The sequence below is a fragment of the Marinobacter alkalisoli genome (assembly GCF_045449855.1).
GTDB lineage: Bacteria > Pseudomonadota > Gammaproteobacteria > Pseudomonadales > Oleiphilaceae > Marinobacter.
Map to the genome: position 1 here is coordinate 133253 of NZ_JBJJLC010000004.1, position 15597 is coordinate 148849.

At 57.1% G+C, this 15597-nt stretch carries 15 protein-coding genes and 1 pseudogene; 11 read left to right on the forward strand and 5 right to left on the reverse strand.

What is annotated here, in order from left to right; genetic code table 11:
* Nucleotides 1–110: 110 nt before the first annotated feature.
* The 3 genes from ACJO5Y_RS01975 to ACJO5Y_RS01985 are packed head-to-tail and all read left to right on the forward strand — an operon-like array spanning nucleotide 111 to nucleotide 3111.
* Complete coding sequence (locus ACJO5Y_RS01975; RefSeq protein WP_406984681.1) at nucleotides 111–977, forward strand: putative selenate ABC transporter substrate-binding protein; 867 nt, start codon at nucleotides 111–113, stop codon at nucleotides 975–977.
* Nucleotides 977–1627, forward strand: a complete 651-nt coding sequence (locus ACJO5Y_RS01980) for an ATP-binding cassette domain-containing protein (protein ID WP_406984683.1) — start codon at nucleotides 977–979, stop codon at nucleotides 1625–1627. Before ACJO5Y_RS01975 ends, ACJO5Y_RS01980 begins: the two co-directional genes overlap by 1 nt.
* A 17-nt stretch (nucleotides 1628–1644) precedes the next feature.
* Nucleotides 1645–3111, forward strand: a complete 1467-nt coding sequence (locus ACJO5Y_RS01985) for a PhnE/PtxC family ABC transporter permease (RefSeq protein WP_406984684.1) — start codon at nucleotides 1645–1647, stop codon at nucleotides 3109–3111.
* 36 nt (nucleotides 3112–3147) lie between these two features.
* Here the strand turns inward: ACJO5Y_RS01985 and ACJO5Y_RS01990 are convergent, their stop codons facing one another.
* Together ACJO5Y_RS01990 and ACJO5Y_RS01995 are read right to left on the reverse strand one after the other, a co-directional pair.
* Complete coding sequence (locus ACJO5Y_RS01990) at nucleotides 3148–3471, reverse strand: hypothetical protein (RefSeq protein ID WP_406984685.1); 324 nt, start codon at nucleotides 3469–3471, stop codon at nucleotides 3148–3150.
* A 65-nt stretch (nucleotides 3472–3536) separates the two neighbouring features.
* Entirely contained in the window at nucleotides 3537–3935 is a 399-nt protein-coding gene (locus tag ACJO5Y_RS01995) for a hypothetical protein (RefSeq protein ID WP_406984686.1), read from the reverse strand.
* A 198-nt stretch (nucleotides 3936–4133) separates the two neighbouring features.
* Here ACJO5Y_RS01995 and ACJO5Y_RS02000 point away from each other — a divergent pair, with 198 nt between their 5' ends.
* Genes ACJO5Y_RS02000 through ACJO5Y_RS02010 form a run of 3 tightly spaced genes read left to right on the forward strand, consistent with a single transcriptional unit; the run spans nucleotide 4134 to nucleotide 6335 of the window.
* Entirely contained in the window at nucleotides 4134–5054 is a 921-nt protein-coding gene (locus ACJO5Y_RS02000) for an ABC transporter ATP-binding protein (protein ID WP_406984688.1), read from the forward strand.
* A gap of 25 nt (nucleotides 5055–5079) precedes the next feature.
* Complete coding sequence (locus ACJO5Y_RS02005) at nucleotides 5080–5841, forward strand: ABC transporter permease (protein WP_406984690.1); 762 nt, start codon at nucleotides 5080–5082, stop codon at nucleotides 5839–5841.
* Nucleotides 5802–6335, forward strand: a complete 534-nt coding sequence (locus ACJO5Y_RS02010; RefSeq protein WP_406984691.1) for a DUF192 domain-containing protein — start codon at nucleotides 5802–5804, stop codon at nucleotides 6333–6335. The genes ACJO5Y_RS02005 and ACJO5Y_RS02010 overlap by 40 nt, the downstream gene beginning before the upstream one ends.
* Here the strand turns inward: ACJO5Y_RS02010 and ACJO5Y_RS02015 are convergent.
* Nucleotides 6332–7117, reverse strand: coding sequence for an enoyl-CoA hydratase (locus tag ACJO5Y_RS02015; protein WP_406984692.1), 786 nt, complete (start codon nucleotides 7115–7117; stop codon nucleotides 6332–6334). The two genes, ACJO5Y_RS02010 and ACJO5Y_RS02015, sit on opposite strands and share 4 nt — an antisense overlap.
* Nucleotides 7118–7345: 228 nt before the next feature.
* On the opposite strand from ACJO5Y_RS02015, the gene ACJO5Y_RS02020 reads away from it, so the two are divergent.
* The 4 genes from ACJO5Y_RS02020 to ACJO5Y_RS02035 all read left to right on the forward strand — a co-directional run bounded on the left by ACJO5Y_RS02020 (nucleotide 7346) and on the right by ACJO5Y_RS02035 (nucleotide 11962).
* Nucleotides 7346–9946 carry a DUF6351 family protein gene (locus ACJO5Y_RS02020; protein WP_406984693.1) on the forward strand — a complete coding sequence of 867 codons (2601 nt, stop codon included), beginning with the start codon at nucleotides 7346–7348 and terminating at the stop codon, nucleotides 9944–9946.
* Nucleotides 9947–10055: 109 nt separating this feature from the next.
* A complete protein-coding gene (locus ACJO5Y_RS02025; RefSeq protein WP_406984695.1) occupies nucleotides 10056–10199 on the forward strand; it encodes a hypothetical protein in 144 nt (47 codons plus the stop codon).
* 22 nt (nucleotides 10200–10221) lie between these two features.
* Nucleotides 10222–11136 carry a DMT family transporter gene (locus tag ACJO5Y_RS02030; RefSeq protein ID WP_406984697.1) on the forward strand — a complete coding sequence of 305 codons (915 nt, stop codon included), beginning with the start codon at nucleotides 10222–10224 and terminating at the stop codon, nucleotides 11134–11136.
* Nucleotides 11137–11158: 22 nt separating this feature from the next.
* Nucleotides 11159–11962 carry an enoyl-CoA hydratase-related protein gene (locus ACJO5Y_RS02035; RefSeq protein ID WP_406984699.1) on the forward strand — a complete coding sequence of 268 codons (804 nt, stop codon included), beginning with the start codon at nucleotides 11159–11161 and terminating at the stop codon, nucleotides 11960–11962.
* Between the two features lie 57 nt (nucleotides 11963–12019).
* Here the strand turns inward: ACJO5Y_RS02035 and ACJO5Y_RS02040 are convergent, their stop codons facing one another.
* Both ACJO5Y_RS02040 and ACJO5Y_RS02045 read right to left on the reverse strand, forming a co-directional pair.
* Nucleotides 12020–13015 carry a hypothetical protein gene (locus ACJO5Y_RS02040; protein WP_406984701.1) on the reverse strand — a complete coding sequence of 332 codons (996 nt, stop codon included), beginning with the start codon at nucleotides 13013–13015 and terminating at the stop codon, nucleotides 12020–12022.
* Nucleotides 13016–13334: 319 nt separating this feature from the next.
* Complete coding sequence (locus ACJO5Y_RS02045; protein ID WP_406984703.1) at nucleotides 13335–14147, reverse strand: hypothetical protein; 813 nt, start codon at nucleotides 14145–14147, stop codon at nucleotides 13335–13337.
* 293 nt (nucleotides 14148–14440) lie between these two features.
* Here ACJO5Y_RS02045 and ACJO5Y_RS02050 point away from each other — a divergent pair.
* Nucleotides 14441–15548, forward strand: a pseudogene (locus ACJO5Y_RS02050) (IS3 family transposase); the annotation flags it as partial.
* Nucleotides 15549–15597 lie beyond the last annotated feature (49 nt).

Here is a 15597-nt window from a genome sequence, read left to right on the forward strand (position 1 = left end):
GATTTAGCTGCTCAATCGTATTGCAGTTCATGCCGGAGGTAAATCAGGGTATCCTGAACATCCGTGTAGTAACGCACTGAAATTTCCACTGTTATAAAAGGAAAAACTCCATGGCCATGAGCTTTATACGGAAATTGATGCTTTGCAGCTTGCTAGCCCTCACCTCGCTCACCGTTTCAGCCCAGACATTCGTGTTCACCGCCATTCCGGACGAGGACGAAACCAAGCTGAAAGAGCGTTTTCAGGGCATAGCGGATTACCTGCAGGAAGAGCTGGATGTTGAAGTCCGATACATTCCGGTCAAATCCTACGCTGCCGCGATTTCCGCATTCCGCAACAACCAGGTGCAGCTGGCCTGGTTTGGTGGCCTGTCCGGCGTTCAGGCCCGGGCACTGGTGCCGGGATCCCAGGCGCTGGCCCAGGGCGTGGAGGATGAAGCCTTCTACAACTACTTTATCGCCCACAAGAGCACCGGTCTGGAAAAGTCCGACACCCTGCCGGAAGAGGTGCGCGGTAAGACCTTCACCTTTGGCTCCAAGGGGTCCACCTCCGGCCGCCTGATTCCGGAATACCATATTCGCCGCATCTTTAACGAAGCCCCCGAGGACGTGTTCTCCAGGGTTGGCTTCAGTGGCAACCACACCCGTACCCTGCGCCTGGTGGAAGCCGGCACCTACGAGGTGGGCGCCATCAACTATGCCGTTTGGGAAAAGGAACTGGAAAACGGCAATATCAACACCGACGAAGTGAAAGTCATCTGGGAAACTCCGACCTACCCGAACTATCAGTGGACCATCCGCGGTGATGTGGACGACCGCTACGGCGAGGGTTTCACTGACAAGGTCCGGCAGGCCCTGCTAAATATGGACGATCCTGCATTGCTGGAAAGTTTTCCCCGTTCAGGCTTCATCCCGACGGCCAACGAAAACTACGAGCCTATCCGCTCAGTGGCGGAGCAGATCGGAATTCTGGATTAATGTCAGGGTTTCAGCTCTCCGGACTGACGGCATCCTTCGATGGTGAGCGGGTCATTGGCCCGCTCAGCCTGGATGTAAAGGAAGGCGAACGTGTGGCACTGGTCGGAAAGAGCGGTGCCGGCAAATCAACGCTGATAAAGTTGATTCACGATCGGGTCGACGGCCATGCTTCCCTGGTGCCACAGGATCTCGGCCTGGTGAATGCGCTGCCGGTCTTCCACAATGTGTTTATGGGGCAACTGGATGCCCATCCGGCATGGTACAACACCCTGACCCTGGTCCGGCCCTTCCGCAAGGACCGGGATGCCATCAGGGAGCTACTGCGTGAACTGTCCATGGCGGACAAGTTCTGGACGCCAGCCGCGTCCCTTTCCGGCGGGCAGCGCCAGCGGGTTGCCATCGCACGCGCGATATACCGCAACGCCGACCTCCTGCTCTCGGACGAACCGATATCGGCCCTTGATGGCCCCATGGCCCACCTGGTCATGAAAGCTTTGAATCAGCGGTTTGCGACCAGCGTAACCGCCCTTCATGATGTGGAAATGGCGCTGACCTACGCCACGCGAATTGTCGGCATCCAGGATGGCCAGATTGCGCTGGATGAACCCAGCCAACGGCTATCCGCGGCTGATATCATGCCGCTGTACTGACGGGCGACGGCAACCCTATGTATCTCTCTCCCACCCTGAGAATCAGCCTGCTTTTTCTGGCGATCGCCATCGCCGGGCTGTTCTTTGCGGACATCGCCATCACCACCGCCAACCCCTGGCAGGAACTCGGGCGATTTTTCCTTGGGGTGGCCACACCCGATTTTTTCAGCACGGAAGGACTGGCTACAGCGCTGCTGAGAACCGTGGCATTCGCCTTCGTGGGCGTTGCACTGGGCAGTGCGTGCGGCTTCCTGCTGTCGCTTATTTACCGGTTTTCTCCGGTGCGAATCTTCTGCGCCTTTATACGCGCGATTCACGAACTTTTCTGGGCGTTGATCTTCTTGCAGTTTTTCGGCTTTCACCCGCTGACGGGGGTGCTGGCCATTGCCATTCCGTACGCTGGCATTTTCGCCAAGGTCTATTCCGAAATTCTCGAAGAGTCGGACCCCGGCCCTGCGCGCCTGCTGCCGCCCGGTACGGGTGTGATCTCCACCTTTCTGTACACCCGCATACCGGATTGCTGGATACAGCTCCGCACCTATACCGCCTACCGCCTGGAATGCGGGTTGCGCTCCAGCGCGATCCTGGGGTTTGTCGGGCTGCCCACCCTCGGTTTCTACCTGGAGACTTCCTTTTCCCAGGGTTTCTATTCCGAAGCCGGGGCCATGCTGATCCTGTTCTATGTCCTGATTGCGACCATTCCCCTGTGGGTGAAACCAAAACTGCTTCCAGTCTATATCCTTGGCGCGCCCTTTTTCCTCGGTGACGGCATGCCCATCATCTGGGGCAACGTAGAGCGCTTCTTTACCGAGGACATTGTTCCAGCGCCGCTGAGAGACGGCGAAGGGCTGGCCGGGTTGGGTTCCTGGTTTGGTGATCTGATGCTAAACGAGGCTCTGCCGGGAATATGGAACACTCTGGTGCTGACCCAGATTGCTCTGGTGGCCACCGGGATTCTCACCCTGCTGGCGTTTCCGCTGATCTCCAACCACTTTGGCGGCCCGGTCAGGCGCACCTCCGGCCATGTGTTGTTGGTGATTGCACGCTCCACCCCCGAGTACATTCTTGCCTACATTCTGCTCCAGCTCTGGGGACCGTCCATGCTACCTGCTGTGGCGGCCCTGGCGCTGCATAACGGCGGCATCATTGGTCACCTGATCGGGCGGCAGACCAACACCATAAAACTCCGCCCAGATGCTCCCACCGGCTTTCGTCGGTACAGCTGGGAGCTGGTGCCACGTGTGTATCGCTCTTTCCTGGCTTTCCTGTTCTATCGCTGGGAAATCATCATGCGGGAAACCGCGATACTCGGGATACTGGGCATCTACACCCTGGGGTTCTACGTGGACAGCGCAATCCAGCAAATCCGCTTTGATCGCGCCATGATGCTAATCCTGATCACCGCCCTGCTGAACATCGGTATCGACATCCTCGGGCGTTACATACGCCGCAAACTGGCACTGCAGACCATGCCGACCTGCTGATGTTGCAGTGGTGGGAACAAGGTATGACCGATGAAGTCAGGCAGAGCCCTGGGCCGTGGCACGCACGCCGGACGGTTCCAGCTGCCAGTCGGTGCCCAGATCCACGGCCTCTGATGATTCAGGCGCGTCGAGGGGAGCGCCGGCAACAACAGGTTTGCTGAAACTGCCATCATCAAGGTGACGCATGGACTCAACGTCCACCGAACGGACCAGGTAGGAGTTGCCATCAAGCTGCACCCGCGCCCGGTGAGTCAGTCCGAAGATAAAACGGCAGTAGTCCAGCTTGAGCTGGAGCAAATCCTGTTCGGCTTTGCGGATTTTGCGGAGGAGAACTTTCTGAACGCTGTCGCTGTAATCCATCACATCTTTCCTGACCAACTTGTTATTCCAATTATGCTACACAATCCTGACGCCCTGTCATGGCCCTAGGTGCTGCGGCCCTCGGCCTGAAATACCAGTTTCACCGGCATATCATCGAACACCGTGTTGCCCTGCTTCAGATCAATACGCCACAACATGTCGGGATCCGTGGTACAGAACGGCGCGGTGAAGGTGGCGCGCCAGATACCAATGCCAGCTTCCGTTTCCGCAGGGGTTAGCGGCACCGGGTATTCGCCCAGGTACATGGATTCCCCCTTCAGCACCGCCAGGAAGCGGTCAGGGTTGGAACTGGTGTGTACGCGCAGATGGTATTCCTGGCCCTGGGAGCCCACTTTACCCTTTTCCAGTTCCGCCACCCAGGGCGTCCCCATCATCTTCCATTCGCATGGGCCCATGTGAAGGTCGCAAACCGGCGTTTCAGAGGCCTGCTCTTCCCCGGACATCAGCCATCCTGGCCCAAAAACAGCGGCTGCTATCAGCCCCGTCATGAGTACAACAACCGCAATCGCTCGTAACAATTCCATTTCCCCCAAGCAAAAGGTGGCATTATGGTCATTCACAACAGGAACGCAAAGGTTTCTAAACCACTGCCCATCGTGAGAAAATACTGCGCTTTGATTCACCACCCACAGGATACGCCAGTGCAGCCGGACATTTCCGTTAAGCACCTCAACAAAGTATACGCCGATGGATTTCGGGCCCTGAAGGATATCAACCTGGACATCACCCCGGGTGAGATCTTCGCCCTGCTTGGTCCCAATGGTGCGGGTAAAACCACCTTGATCAGCATCATTTGCGGCATCGTCAACCTGTCCAGCGGCGAAGTCAAAGCCGCCGGCCACGATATCGTGCGGAATTATCGCAAGGCCCGGGAAAGCATCGGGTTGGTCCCCCAGGAGCTGAACACTGATTCTTTCGAAACGGTCTGGGACGCGGTGTCATTCAGCCGGGGTCTGTTTGGTAAGCCGCCAAAGCCGGCGCATATCACAAAGGTCCTGAAGGATTTGTCGCTCTGGGATAAACGAAATAACCGCATCATGTCTCTCTCCGGTGGCATGAAACGCCGAGTGATGATCGCCAAGGCGCTGTCCCACGAGCCCAGGATTCTGTTTCTGGATGAACCCACAGCCGGGGTGGATGTGGAGCTCCGCCGGGATATGTGGGAGATGGTTCGCCATCTTCGGGAAGACGGCGTCACCATTATCCTGACCACCCACTACATCGAAGAAGCCGAAGAAATGGCGGACCGAATCGGCGTGATCCGCCAGGGGGAGATTATCCTGGTCGAAGACAAGGACCGGCTGATGAGCAAGCTCGGCAAAAAAGAACTGCGCCTGCAGCTTCACTCACCATTGGAAACGGTACCGGGTGAATTGGTGCTGGAGCCGGTTGAGCTATCCGATGATGGCTACGAGCTGATCTACACCTTCGACTCCCAGCAGGAACAGGCCGGTGTTGCCCGCTTGCTTCGCACCCTGGGGGATATTGGCATCGAATACCGGGACCTGAAGACCCGGGAAAGTTCGCTGGAAGAGATCTTCGTCGGCCTGGTTCACGATTAGTGACGCCGACACACTGGAGCAACCCATGAATTTTTACGGTATCCGAGCAATCTACAATTTCGAGATGGCCCGTATGCGCCGCACCCTGATGCAAAGCGTGGCGTCGCCGGTGATCTCGACATCGCTGTACTTCGTGGTCTTCGGATCCGCCATCGGCAGCCGCATGGGCGATATCGATAACATCAGTTACGGCGCCTACATTATCCCGGGTCTGGTGATGCTGTCACTGCTGATGCAGAGTATCTCCAATGCCTCCTTCGGGATCTATATGCCCAAGTTCTCGGGCACCATCTACGAAGTGCTTTCGGCGCCGGTTTCCTACGTGGAGGTCGTACTGGGTTATGTGGGAGCCGCGACCACGAAGTCGGTGATCCTTGGCCTGATCATACTGGCCACCGCCAAGCTGTTCGTGGATTACGACGTGCTGCATCCGTTCTGGATGTTTTTCTTTCTGGTGCTCACGTCCGTCACCTTCAGCCTGTTCGGCTTCATCATCGGCATCTGGGCTGACGGCTTTGAAAAGCTGCAGATCATCCCGATGATGATCGTAACGCCCTTGGTATTCCTGGGCGGCACCTTCTATTCCATCGAGATGTTGCCGGAGATCTGGCAGACCATCAGCCTGTTCAATCCGGTGGTGTACCTGATCAGTGGTTTTCGCTGGGCCTTCTACGGAGTCTCCGATGTTCATGTTGGTATCAGCGCCGGTATGATCCTGATGTTCCTGACCGCCTGCATGGTGGCGATATGGTGGATCTTCAAAACCGGTTACCGGCTGCGGTCGTGATTCGGCTGACCGTTGGCGCCGCCACCCTCGCCCTGCTTCTGCTGGCCACAGTGCCGGCATTGGTACAGGCAGAGGGGGAATTGCCGGTCACTAGCGGATGCCTGATTTCCGGGGATCGCAAGCTGGCAGTCGAGCTGGAAGTAGCAACCCTTCCCGAGCAACGCCGGAAGGGGCTGATGGGCAGGACGGAACTGGCGCCCGACAGCGGGATGCTGTTCCTGTACAACACGCCACGGGAGCCTGGCCACGGGTTCTGGATGTACCGTACACAGATACCACTGGATATCGCCTATCTGGACGACAGTGGCGTGATTCGCGCAATCCGGCAGATGCCTCCCTGCCCTTCATCCCGCAGCAGTGAGTGCCCTTCTTACCCGGCGGGCGTGGCGTTCAGCGCCGCGCTGGAAATGAACCAGGGATTCTTCGAGAGAGAAGGCGTGCAGGTCGGCGACCGCCTGAAAACAGGCGCCGAACACTGTCACGTTGAAAACTAGCTGTCCTTCCACTCCGGCTTGCGTTTGTCCAGAAACGCGCAGATACCTTCCTGAGCGTCACCGGCGGCCAGGTTATCGGTCATGACCTGTGAGGTGTAGTCATAGGCATCCGCCAGGTCGAGTTCCAGCTGCCGGTAAAACGCTTCCTTACCGACTTTCAGGGTATGTCTGGACTTGTCAGCGATGACCCGGGCCATGGTGTACACCGTCTCATCCAGCACCTGCTCGTCCACCACCTTATTCACCAGCCCGATCTGCTCGGCCCGGAGTGCGCCGATCATCTCGCCAGTGAGCAGCATTTCCATGGCGTGCTTGCGGTGCACATTACGGGATAATGCCACCATCGGTGTGGAACAGAATAACCCGATGTTGACCCCCGGCGTGGCAAAACGCGCCGTATCCGCTGCAACCGCCAGATCGCAACTGGCCACCAGCTGGCAACCGGCCGCCGTGGCAACGCCGGCAACCCGGGCAATGACAGGTTTGGGCAGATTCACCACCTGTTGCATCACCTTGCTGCACTGATCAAACAGAGCCTTCTGCTGATCCTGACTGCCAAACTGCTCGCGGATTTCCTTCAGATCATGGCCGGCACAGAACACCCGGCCACTGGCGGCGAGTACAACCACCCGGGTATCCGGATCCCCAGCCAGGGCGTCAAGCCGGTCCGATAATGCCTGCAACATGGCCATGGACAGGCTGTTGCGGTTGTCAGGCTGGTTAAGGGTCAAGGTTGTAATGCCGTTCTCGGTGGCAACCGTAATCATCTCTTCGGCAGTCATGGCGAGATCACTCCTCATGCTTTTTTACAGTATTCCGGCGCGGTACCAGCAAGTCGAGCCGACTTTCGTCGGGATCGATTGAGCCACCGCCACACCGCAATGTGATCTATATCACAAAAGTGACAGACCCCGATGTCCATTTGGCCAACGCCCAGACACTAAAACTTGTGGTCTTATGGCGGCAAAGCGTGACAAAACATCACAAAAAAACAACAAAAAGAGGTAATCATGAGACTAATCAAGCAGGCTCTGCCCTTGGCGGCAGTCATAGCATTCACCGGCTGCGGCGGAAGTGGCGGAAGTGGCGGTGGCGCCTCCGACGAAAATAACAGCGCGGTGGATTCGGAACAGCAGGAAGTGGCTGGCCAGGGTGTTATCCGCGTGCTTTCAAACCGCCCCGACCTGATTAACGGCGGTGATGCCCTGGTAGAAGTCGCATCACCGAATCTCAAAGGCGCCAGAATCCAGCTGAACGGCAAAGACATCAGTGACTCGCTGACCACCATGGACAACGGCGCGCGCCGTGGCCTGATCACTGGCCTGGAACTGGGTGAGAACGAACTCCGGGTTATCCTCGGTAAAGGCGGTGTGCTGCGCAAAACCATCATCAACCACCCCAAAGGCGGCCCGGTATTCTCCGGCCCCCAGGTTCAGCCCTGGACCTGCACCAACGAGAATCCGGTGGACGACAAGTGCAACCAGCCGGCGGAATTCGAGTTCAAATATGTGCCCCGGTCGCAGTTTGACCTGTTTGCCGAAAGCTTTGATCCGGAATCCCCCGGATTACCGGGTGCATTCCTGCCCTACGACCCCGATAACCCGCCACCGTCCGAAGACATCGCCCAGGTTACTACCGATGAAGGCGTCACCGTTCCCTATATCGTGCGGGTGGAAACCGGCGTGATGAACCGTGACCGCTATCAGGTCATGTCCCTGTACCAGCCGGATCAGGAGTGGACAGCGTTGTCGCCCCAGGAACAGTGGAATGGCAAGATTCTGATCCATCACGGGGGCAACGTGGGGGTCAGCTACGGCATGGGCCAGCCGCCCAATGGCGATATTGCCGGTACCGCGCCGGAGGGTGCGGAAACCCTGTTGGGAGACAGCATTTCCGTTGCCCTTGCACGCGGCTTTGTGACCCTGTCCACGGCCCAAGCCAACCTCGGGCATAACGTCAACCTGGTGACCGCAGCGGAATCCCTGGTAATGGCCAAGGAACACATCGTTGAGCAGTATGGCCCGGTGCGTTACACCATCGGCACCGGATGCTCCGGTGGCGCCATTGCCCAGCAACATATCGCCAACGCCTACCCCGGCATTTATCAGGGGCTGATCGTCCAATGCTCCTACCCGGATGTGTGGACCACCGCCACCCAGTTTGCCGACTACAACCTGCTGAACGAGTACCTGGGCAACAAGGTATCCGAAGACCCGGCAGACCTGCTGGCCTTCGTTGAAAGCCTGCTCTCCTCACAGGTACTGGCGATCCAGTGGCCTGCGCTGTACGGTCACCTACCGGTAAACCCGATCGTTTCCGACCTGGCCTTCTTCCCCTCGGCTGAACCGGATCAGGAGAGCTGCCCGGGGCTGGCGGGACAAGCGGAAGTGTATGACCCGGAAACCCGCCCCGACGGCCTGCGCTGCGGCCTGATTGATTACATGGTTAACCAGTTTGGCACGCGCCAGCCGGACGTGTGGTCGCCCAATGAGCAGCTGCTGTCACGGGGCTTCGCCGGCATTCCGCTGGACAACACCGGCGTGCAGTACGGCCTGAAAGCATTGCAGGACGGCGTCATCACTGGCGATCAGTTCCTGGCGGTCAACCGCGACATCGGTGGTCTCGACGTCGACATCAACTACCAGCCGGAGCGTATCGCTGCTGACCCGGAAGCCCTGGAGAATTCCTACCGCACCGGCGCAGTCAACACTGCCGAAAACCTCGCCAACGTCCCCATCATCGACCTGCGCGGCCCGGACCCCGGCATTGCCCACGATGCCTTCCACTCCTGGCAGGTACGGGCCCGGCTGCAAGAAACCCAGGGCCACGCCCGTAACCATGTGATCTGGTATGGCGCCTTCCCGCTGGCCGGCGATACCATCTTCACCACCGAAGCGCTGCTTGTCATGGACCAGTGGCTGGCCGGGATTGAAGCCGATCAGGAAGCGACTCCGGTGCCCAACAAGGTCATCGCCAATAAACCCGTCACCGCCAGGGACCGCTGCCTGTCGCTGTCCGCGCCGTTCTCTGAAGAAGGCCCCAAAGCGCCCTACACCGGCAACCTGCTCTATCCGGAGCCGCAAGTCTCCGGGCTGGATTCCGACCAGATCCCCACCTTCCCCGCCGAACTGGGCCAGATACTGGACGTTGCCACCGGGCAAGTCTGTGGCCTGGACCTGGGTGACCTGGGGCTTCCCGACACCATCACTGACCCGCTCCAGCCCATCACGGACGAGGTAGTGAACATCCAGGAACTGGTGGTCCAGACCCGCTTCGGCACCCCGCGTACCGTCGCCGGTGACGCCATCACCACACTGAACAACAAGTGCCAACTGAAACCCGTGGACCCGGCAGACTATCCGGTCAGCATTCTTGACGGCGTACTGAGCTCCGAAGGCTTCGCCCAACAAGTCGCGGAGATCTTCCCGGAAGGCGTCTGTGATTACAGCAAACCTCCGGTCGGCAAAGTGCCCACCCTGACCTGGTTGCAGTATGGCAACGAACGTGACGTCACCACCGGAGGCGAACCATTGCCCACACAGGAAGATACCGTCGCAGGCTGGGCTTCCCCGGCGTTCGGGGTGGATCTGAACCCGAGAACCAATCTCTGATCCCTGCCAAACAGGGGCGGCTCCTGCTGCCCCTGTTTGGGTTGCTATCCTCCCTCCTCGCCCACAAGATAGAGACAGTTCAGCTATTTTTCTCAGGGAGAGGACCATCATGCGGAAATCCATAATCCTCAAAATCGTTGTTGCCGTTGCCATCATTCTGGGCGGCATTTTCATCGTCATGAAGGACGACCCGGCTGTGCCAACCGGAGACATCAACACCATCACCCCGCTGCCAGATCAGGACAACCAGTAACACACGCCAGGGAACCGGTAACTTGACCGTAGAAACAACCCGGATAAAAGGACTGACCATTGCCGCACTGGGCGTGCTGTTTATTACCCCGGACGCACTCCTCGTTAAGATCACCTCCGTCGACCCGGTTGTTTTCGTGTTCTGGCGAGGCCTTCTGCTGGCCATCAGCTTTTACGTGATCAGCTGGCTCAGGTACCGCTCCCGCCTGGTACCCGAGATCCGCAAATGCGGCTGGAAAGGCCTGTTCTGCGCCGGCGCCTTTGCCATAAGCACACTGGGCTTTGTGGTGGGCATGAAAAACACCGCCGCCGGCAACGTTCTGGTGATCCTGAATACTGCACCGGTGATTGCCGCCGTGATCGCGTGGGCGGTGTGGAAGGAAACCCTGCCCCTCAGAACCTGGGCCATCATCCTGGTGTGCGTCACCGGCGCCACGTTCATGGCGATTGGTGAATGGGGCAAGGGCAACCCGCTGGGGCTGATCATGGCATTCGTTGCCGCCACGGCCCTTGCCTCCAACCTCAACATGGCCCGCTCCAAACCAGACAGCGACATGAGCGTGATGCTGATGTTCGGCGCCCTGCTGCTCGCCGCAGTGGCGGGGCTGGCCGGCGGCGCACACATACCCTCACCCCGGGACAGCTTCTTTATCGCCCTGCTCTGCCTGGTGTTTCTCCCCATGGCCTGCATTCTTATCCAGATCGGCCCCCGCTACATTCCGGCGGCGGAAGTCAGCCTGATGTTACTGCTGGAAACCGTGCTCGGCTCTTTCCTCGTCTGGCTGTTTCTTGGCGAAGTGCCGCCCAGACTCAGTCTGGTCGGCGGGGTTATCGTGTTCTCCGCCCTGGCCGTTCACGGCTGGATCGAAGTACGAAGGTACCGGCGAAGTCGCACGCAGTTGATCAACCCGGACCTGGCGCGGGAAGATACGCACTGACTGATCACAAGGAATCGAAGCCATGACCACCCTACCGCAACTGACCGACGCCCTGCTGACCCTGGAAAACCGGGTAGCCACCCTCACCCTGAACCGCCACGACCTGCGCAACGCCCTGACAGGATCCAACCTGATTGAGGACATCGTGACCACCGCCGAATGGGTAAACCAGTGTGAAGACGTATCAGTACTGGTAATCACCGGCGCCGGCTCCGCCTTCAGCGCCGGCGGCAACATCCGCGATATGGCCAACCGCAACGGTGATTTCGCCGGCGATGTGGCCGAATGCGCCGACCGCTACCGCAAAGGCATCCAGCGCATCCCCCTGGCCCTGCAGGATGTGGAAGTCCCCATCATCGCCGCCGTCAACGGCCCCGCCATCGGCGCAGGCTTCGACCTGGCCAACATGGCCGATATCCGCATCGCTTCGGAAACCGCAAAGTTCGGAGAAACCTTCCTCAACCTCGGCATCATCCCCGGCGACGGCGGCGCCTGGTTCATGCAGCGGCTGATCGGCTACCAGCGCGCCTTCGAACTGACACTCACCGGCCGCATCATCGATGCGAAAGAAGCAAAGGAACTGGGCATTGTTCTGGATGTCGTCCCCGCCGATGAACTACTGAACGCAGCACAAGCCATGGCAGACCGAATGGCCAGCCAGCCACCAAAAGCCACGCGCCTGACCAAACGCCTGATGAAAATGGCTCCACGGATGGAGCTGAAGGATTTCCTGGATGTATGCGCCAATTTTCAGGGCATGTGCCACAACGAGCCGGAGCATCTGGAGGCGGTGAATCGGATGTTGGAGGCTATGGCGAAGAAATAACGGCCTTTCCGTTAGCCGCATCAGGGGCAGCTTGAGCTGCCCCTGTATACTCAGCTTCTACAGTGCACCTGGGAACACGTTGGCATCGAATTCGTCGCAGGTTTCATAAGACTCAACAGTATTATTGTTGACCTCCACCACAACGTCCGCACCGGTGCCAGTGTCCATGCCGTAACGCACTTCAACCACACCATCCCCTGCCATACGATTGATCCCCTGGATGGGGCATAGGGTCTCCTGGGAGAGGTCAATCACGACGGGACTGGGCGTTGTATAGTCAACGTAGCCGTTCATTGCCGAGCTGATCAGTTTGAATTGCGTACTCAAAGACAGCTGGTCGCCATCAACGCTGAGAGTAATGAGTGAGCCCTGCAATGCGACGTAACTTGTCCCTTTCTTGAACTCCAGAACATCAGAGGTCAGCGTCAGAGTGGCCTTTTCCGCAGCGGCATCAGAGGTTTCTGACCAGCTATCACCACCTTTGAGAGCGAATGGTGTGTCGGAGGCAACAAAGCTCCCGGAGATATTGAAAGTCTCTGAACCACTCCAGGATTCCGATCCGGAGCTGGAACTGCCGCTTTCCTTGTAGGTGTAGGACCCGTTCAGCTCAACCTGACCGAAACTCACCGTCGTCAATCCACAATTGCTGAAGTCGTAGCGCAGGTCCGTGACGCCGGAGACAGAATTGTCGGTGACCTTGACCGAGCCGCCCTCATTTTCGCAAGCCAGATCCACGGAAGCATCCTGCGCCTGAGCAGTCGCGCCATCTTGAGCGACCCCCTCCAGCCCGCCAGAGTTGATAACCTCCTCGACTTCAGTCACGAGGTCCAGGGCTTCTTCCGATGACTGATAGGCAGACGTCGTACCCTCGAAATCTTCTTGCGTGTTGAGCGATGCCTTACGGGTCGAATAGCCGCCATCGTCCAGAGAAAGCGATCCACCAGACGACACTTCACGATCACTCCCGCCCCCTCCACCGCCACCACCACAGGCGGACAAAACCAGAGCGACGGACGTCACCATGACCGACTTGATAAAGGTTTGCTGCTTCATATGATCTCATTCCCTTGGTTATTCATTGTGTTCACAGGGCACCCAGCCCCCGCCTTTTATAGCGGAATGTCGTGAAAATAACCATATTTGGCTCTTGATGGGTATTGGAGAGCATGACGGGCATCACGAAAGTTGTGGGCGACAACTACGCAGACAGAAGGGGGACCCTCGAAAGGAAAACTGATCGGGGACGGTATTCGCTAACGTGGATTTTCAGGTGGGAAGTTCAGGGTTCCAAGCAAACCAGGAAATTGCACAACACCTATAAATGTCGGACTCCCCTCGGTATTTAGCTCCATTTAAACCTGGAGAATCCGAGCTAGAAAGACCAGCGCAGTGGCGGATTCCCATTGGCATCGACAATGCTGCATTCAAACCAGTTTCTATTAATTTTGAACTTAGAACCTTCACGCCACTGAATGTAGCTTCCAAGCGAGTCCATCCATTGCGCGGCTTGCTCCTTTGTCCCGAAACTGACGCGGCGACAGATATATTTGCCTGACATCAAAAACCAGCGTTCCATATTTTGTTCGCTGGCCGGGTCTCGAATGATCGACCTTTTTCCGAGATCGCCCGACCTCAGTTTATTTTCTAGTTCATAGATATAAGGATCATGATCGAATCTGTCTTCGGACCAGTCTAGGTTTTCAAATCGATGCACCCTCGTCCATGTGTTATCGCCAAATGGTTTCTTAGCAGCGACGAATTTCACTCGGTCTCCGATCAGATTATCGACATGAAAATGTTGTTTACTCTGACTATTCCAACAGCCAATCAATTCTTCGGCCAACTTGAACGGGAATTCTCTATTCTCTGTATCAATTCTGAATCTAACCTGGTTTCCTTGATGTTCGAAAGAGGTTATCACCCCCTCGTAGTTGACTGCCCACAGGGGGATTGAAGGCATTGACGATCTCGAAGTTTCTCCCATACATTCACTGAATGCCCTGGATACTGTGGCCCAGCAAGATCGCTCATCCATTTCCCTCGAGAAACCGGGGTTGGCACCTAAGTCGAGATCATCATCGCTTTCGTCTGAAGACGCAGCATTACCGCGCCCCCCGCCAGAGGGATTGCCGGTTGTGCTAGGCCAGTTGCCCCCCTGGTAACCTTCTACAGAATTCCGTCCCACCTGCGCCTCCAATCACCCGAAATTGAATCCTAGTTGTATCGTGTACGTTGCCATCATACAGTTCAATGGCTTGGACCTCCGTAATATCGCATCAATATAGCTTAGTCAAAAACACAACCCTCGAAGAAAAAAGATCAGCAAATTGGCGGACCGCCTGTCACCGTTTGGCGGGAGCTTCGTCAACTCCCACATGCTGACGATGAAATCGTCGAAGCCGGTTGTAACCATCCCCTAAAATCGGTGCATGCGTAATTAGAGTTCTCCGGCCTACAAAGAGGCAAACGGAGAGCAACATGAAGAAATCAAGGTACAGCGAGTCACAGATCGTCAAGATCCTGAAGGAGGTCGAGGGCGGTCGCCTGGTCAAGGAAGTCTGCCGGGAGTACGGCATCTCCGATGCGACCTACTACAACTGGAAATCCAAGTACGGCGGTATGGAAGCCTCTGATGTGAAACGCCTCAAAGAGCTGGAAGAGGAAAACCGCCGGCTGAAGCAGATGTACGCTGAGCTGAGCCTGGATCACAAACTGTTGAAGGATGTGATCGAAAAAAAGCTGTAAAGCCAGCCGTTCGACGAGAACTGGTGGATTACCTCAACCAGGCTCACGGTGTCAGCATCCGCAGAGCCTGCCGAATCGCTGGCATCAGTGACTCTGTGTACCGGTATAGGCCGGATACATTCCGGGATGAACCGGTGATTGCAGCGCTTCAAAGCGCAACCGAACGCTATCCAGCTTACGGCTTCAGCAAACTGTTCAAGGTGCTGCGACGCTGGGGCCATGGATGGAATCACAAGCGAGTACACCGGCTGTATTGTGCACTCAACCTGAACAAACGACGACGGGGCAAGAAACGACTCCCGACACGAAACCCGGAGCCATTGCGCGTGCCAGTCACCGTTAATCAATGCTGGTCCATGGATTTCATGAGCGACAGTCTGTTCTGTGGTCGTCGGTTCCGCACCTTCAACGTGGTGGACGATTTTAACCGAGAGGTACTGGCTATCGAGATTGACCTGAACCTGCCAGCACCGAGGGTCATACTGGTTCTGGACCGCATCATCGCTTGGCGAGGCTACCCGGCCAAACTACGCATGGATAACGGCCCTGAATTCATCTCGATTGCTTTGGCAGATTGGGCTGAGCAACACGGTATCGAGCTGGAGTTTATCAAGCAGGGCACACCAACCCAGAATTCGTATGTTGAGCGCTTCAACCGGACTTACCGAGACGAGATCCTGAATATGTATGTCTTCCGGAACCTCACCGAAGTCCGAGAACTGACCGAATCCTGGATGACGGAATACAACGATGAGCGTCCCCACGATTCACTGGAAGACCTGACACCATGGGAATACCTGGCGAAACACCAACGGGCGGAAACTCTAATCAGCGGTGCAACTGAACCGGCGATGTTTACACCAGCACTTCGATCATTTTTTCGTTTGAAT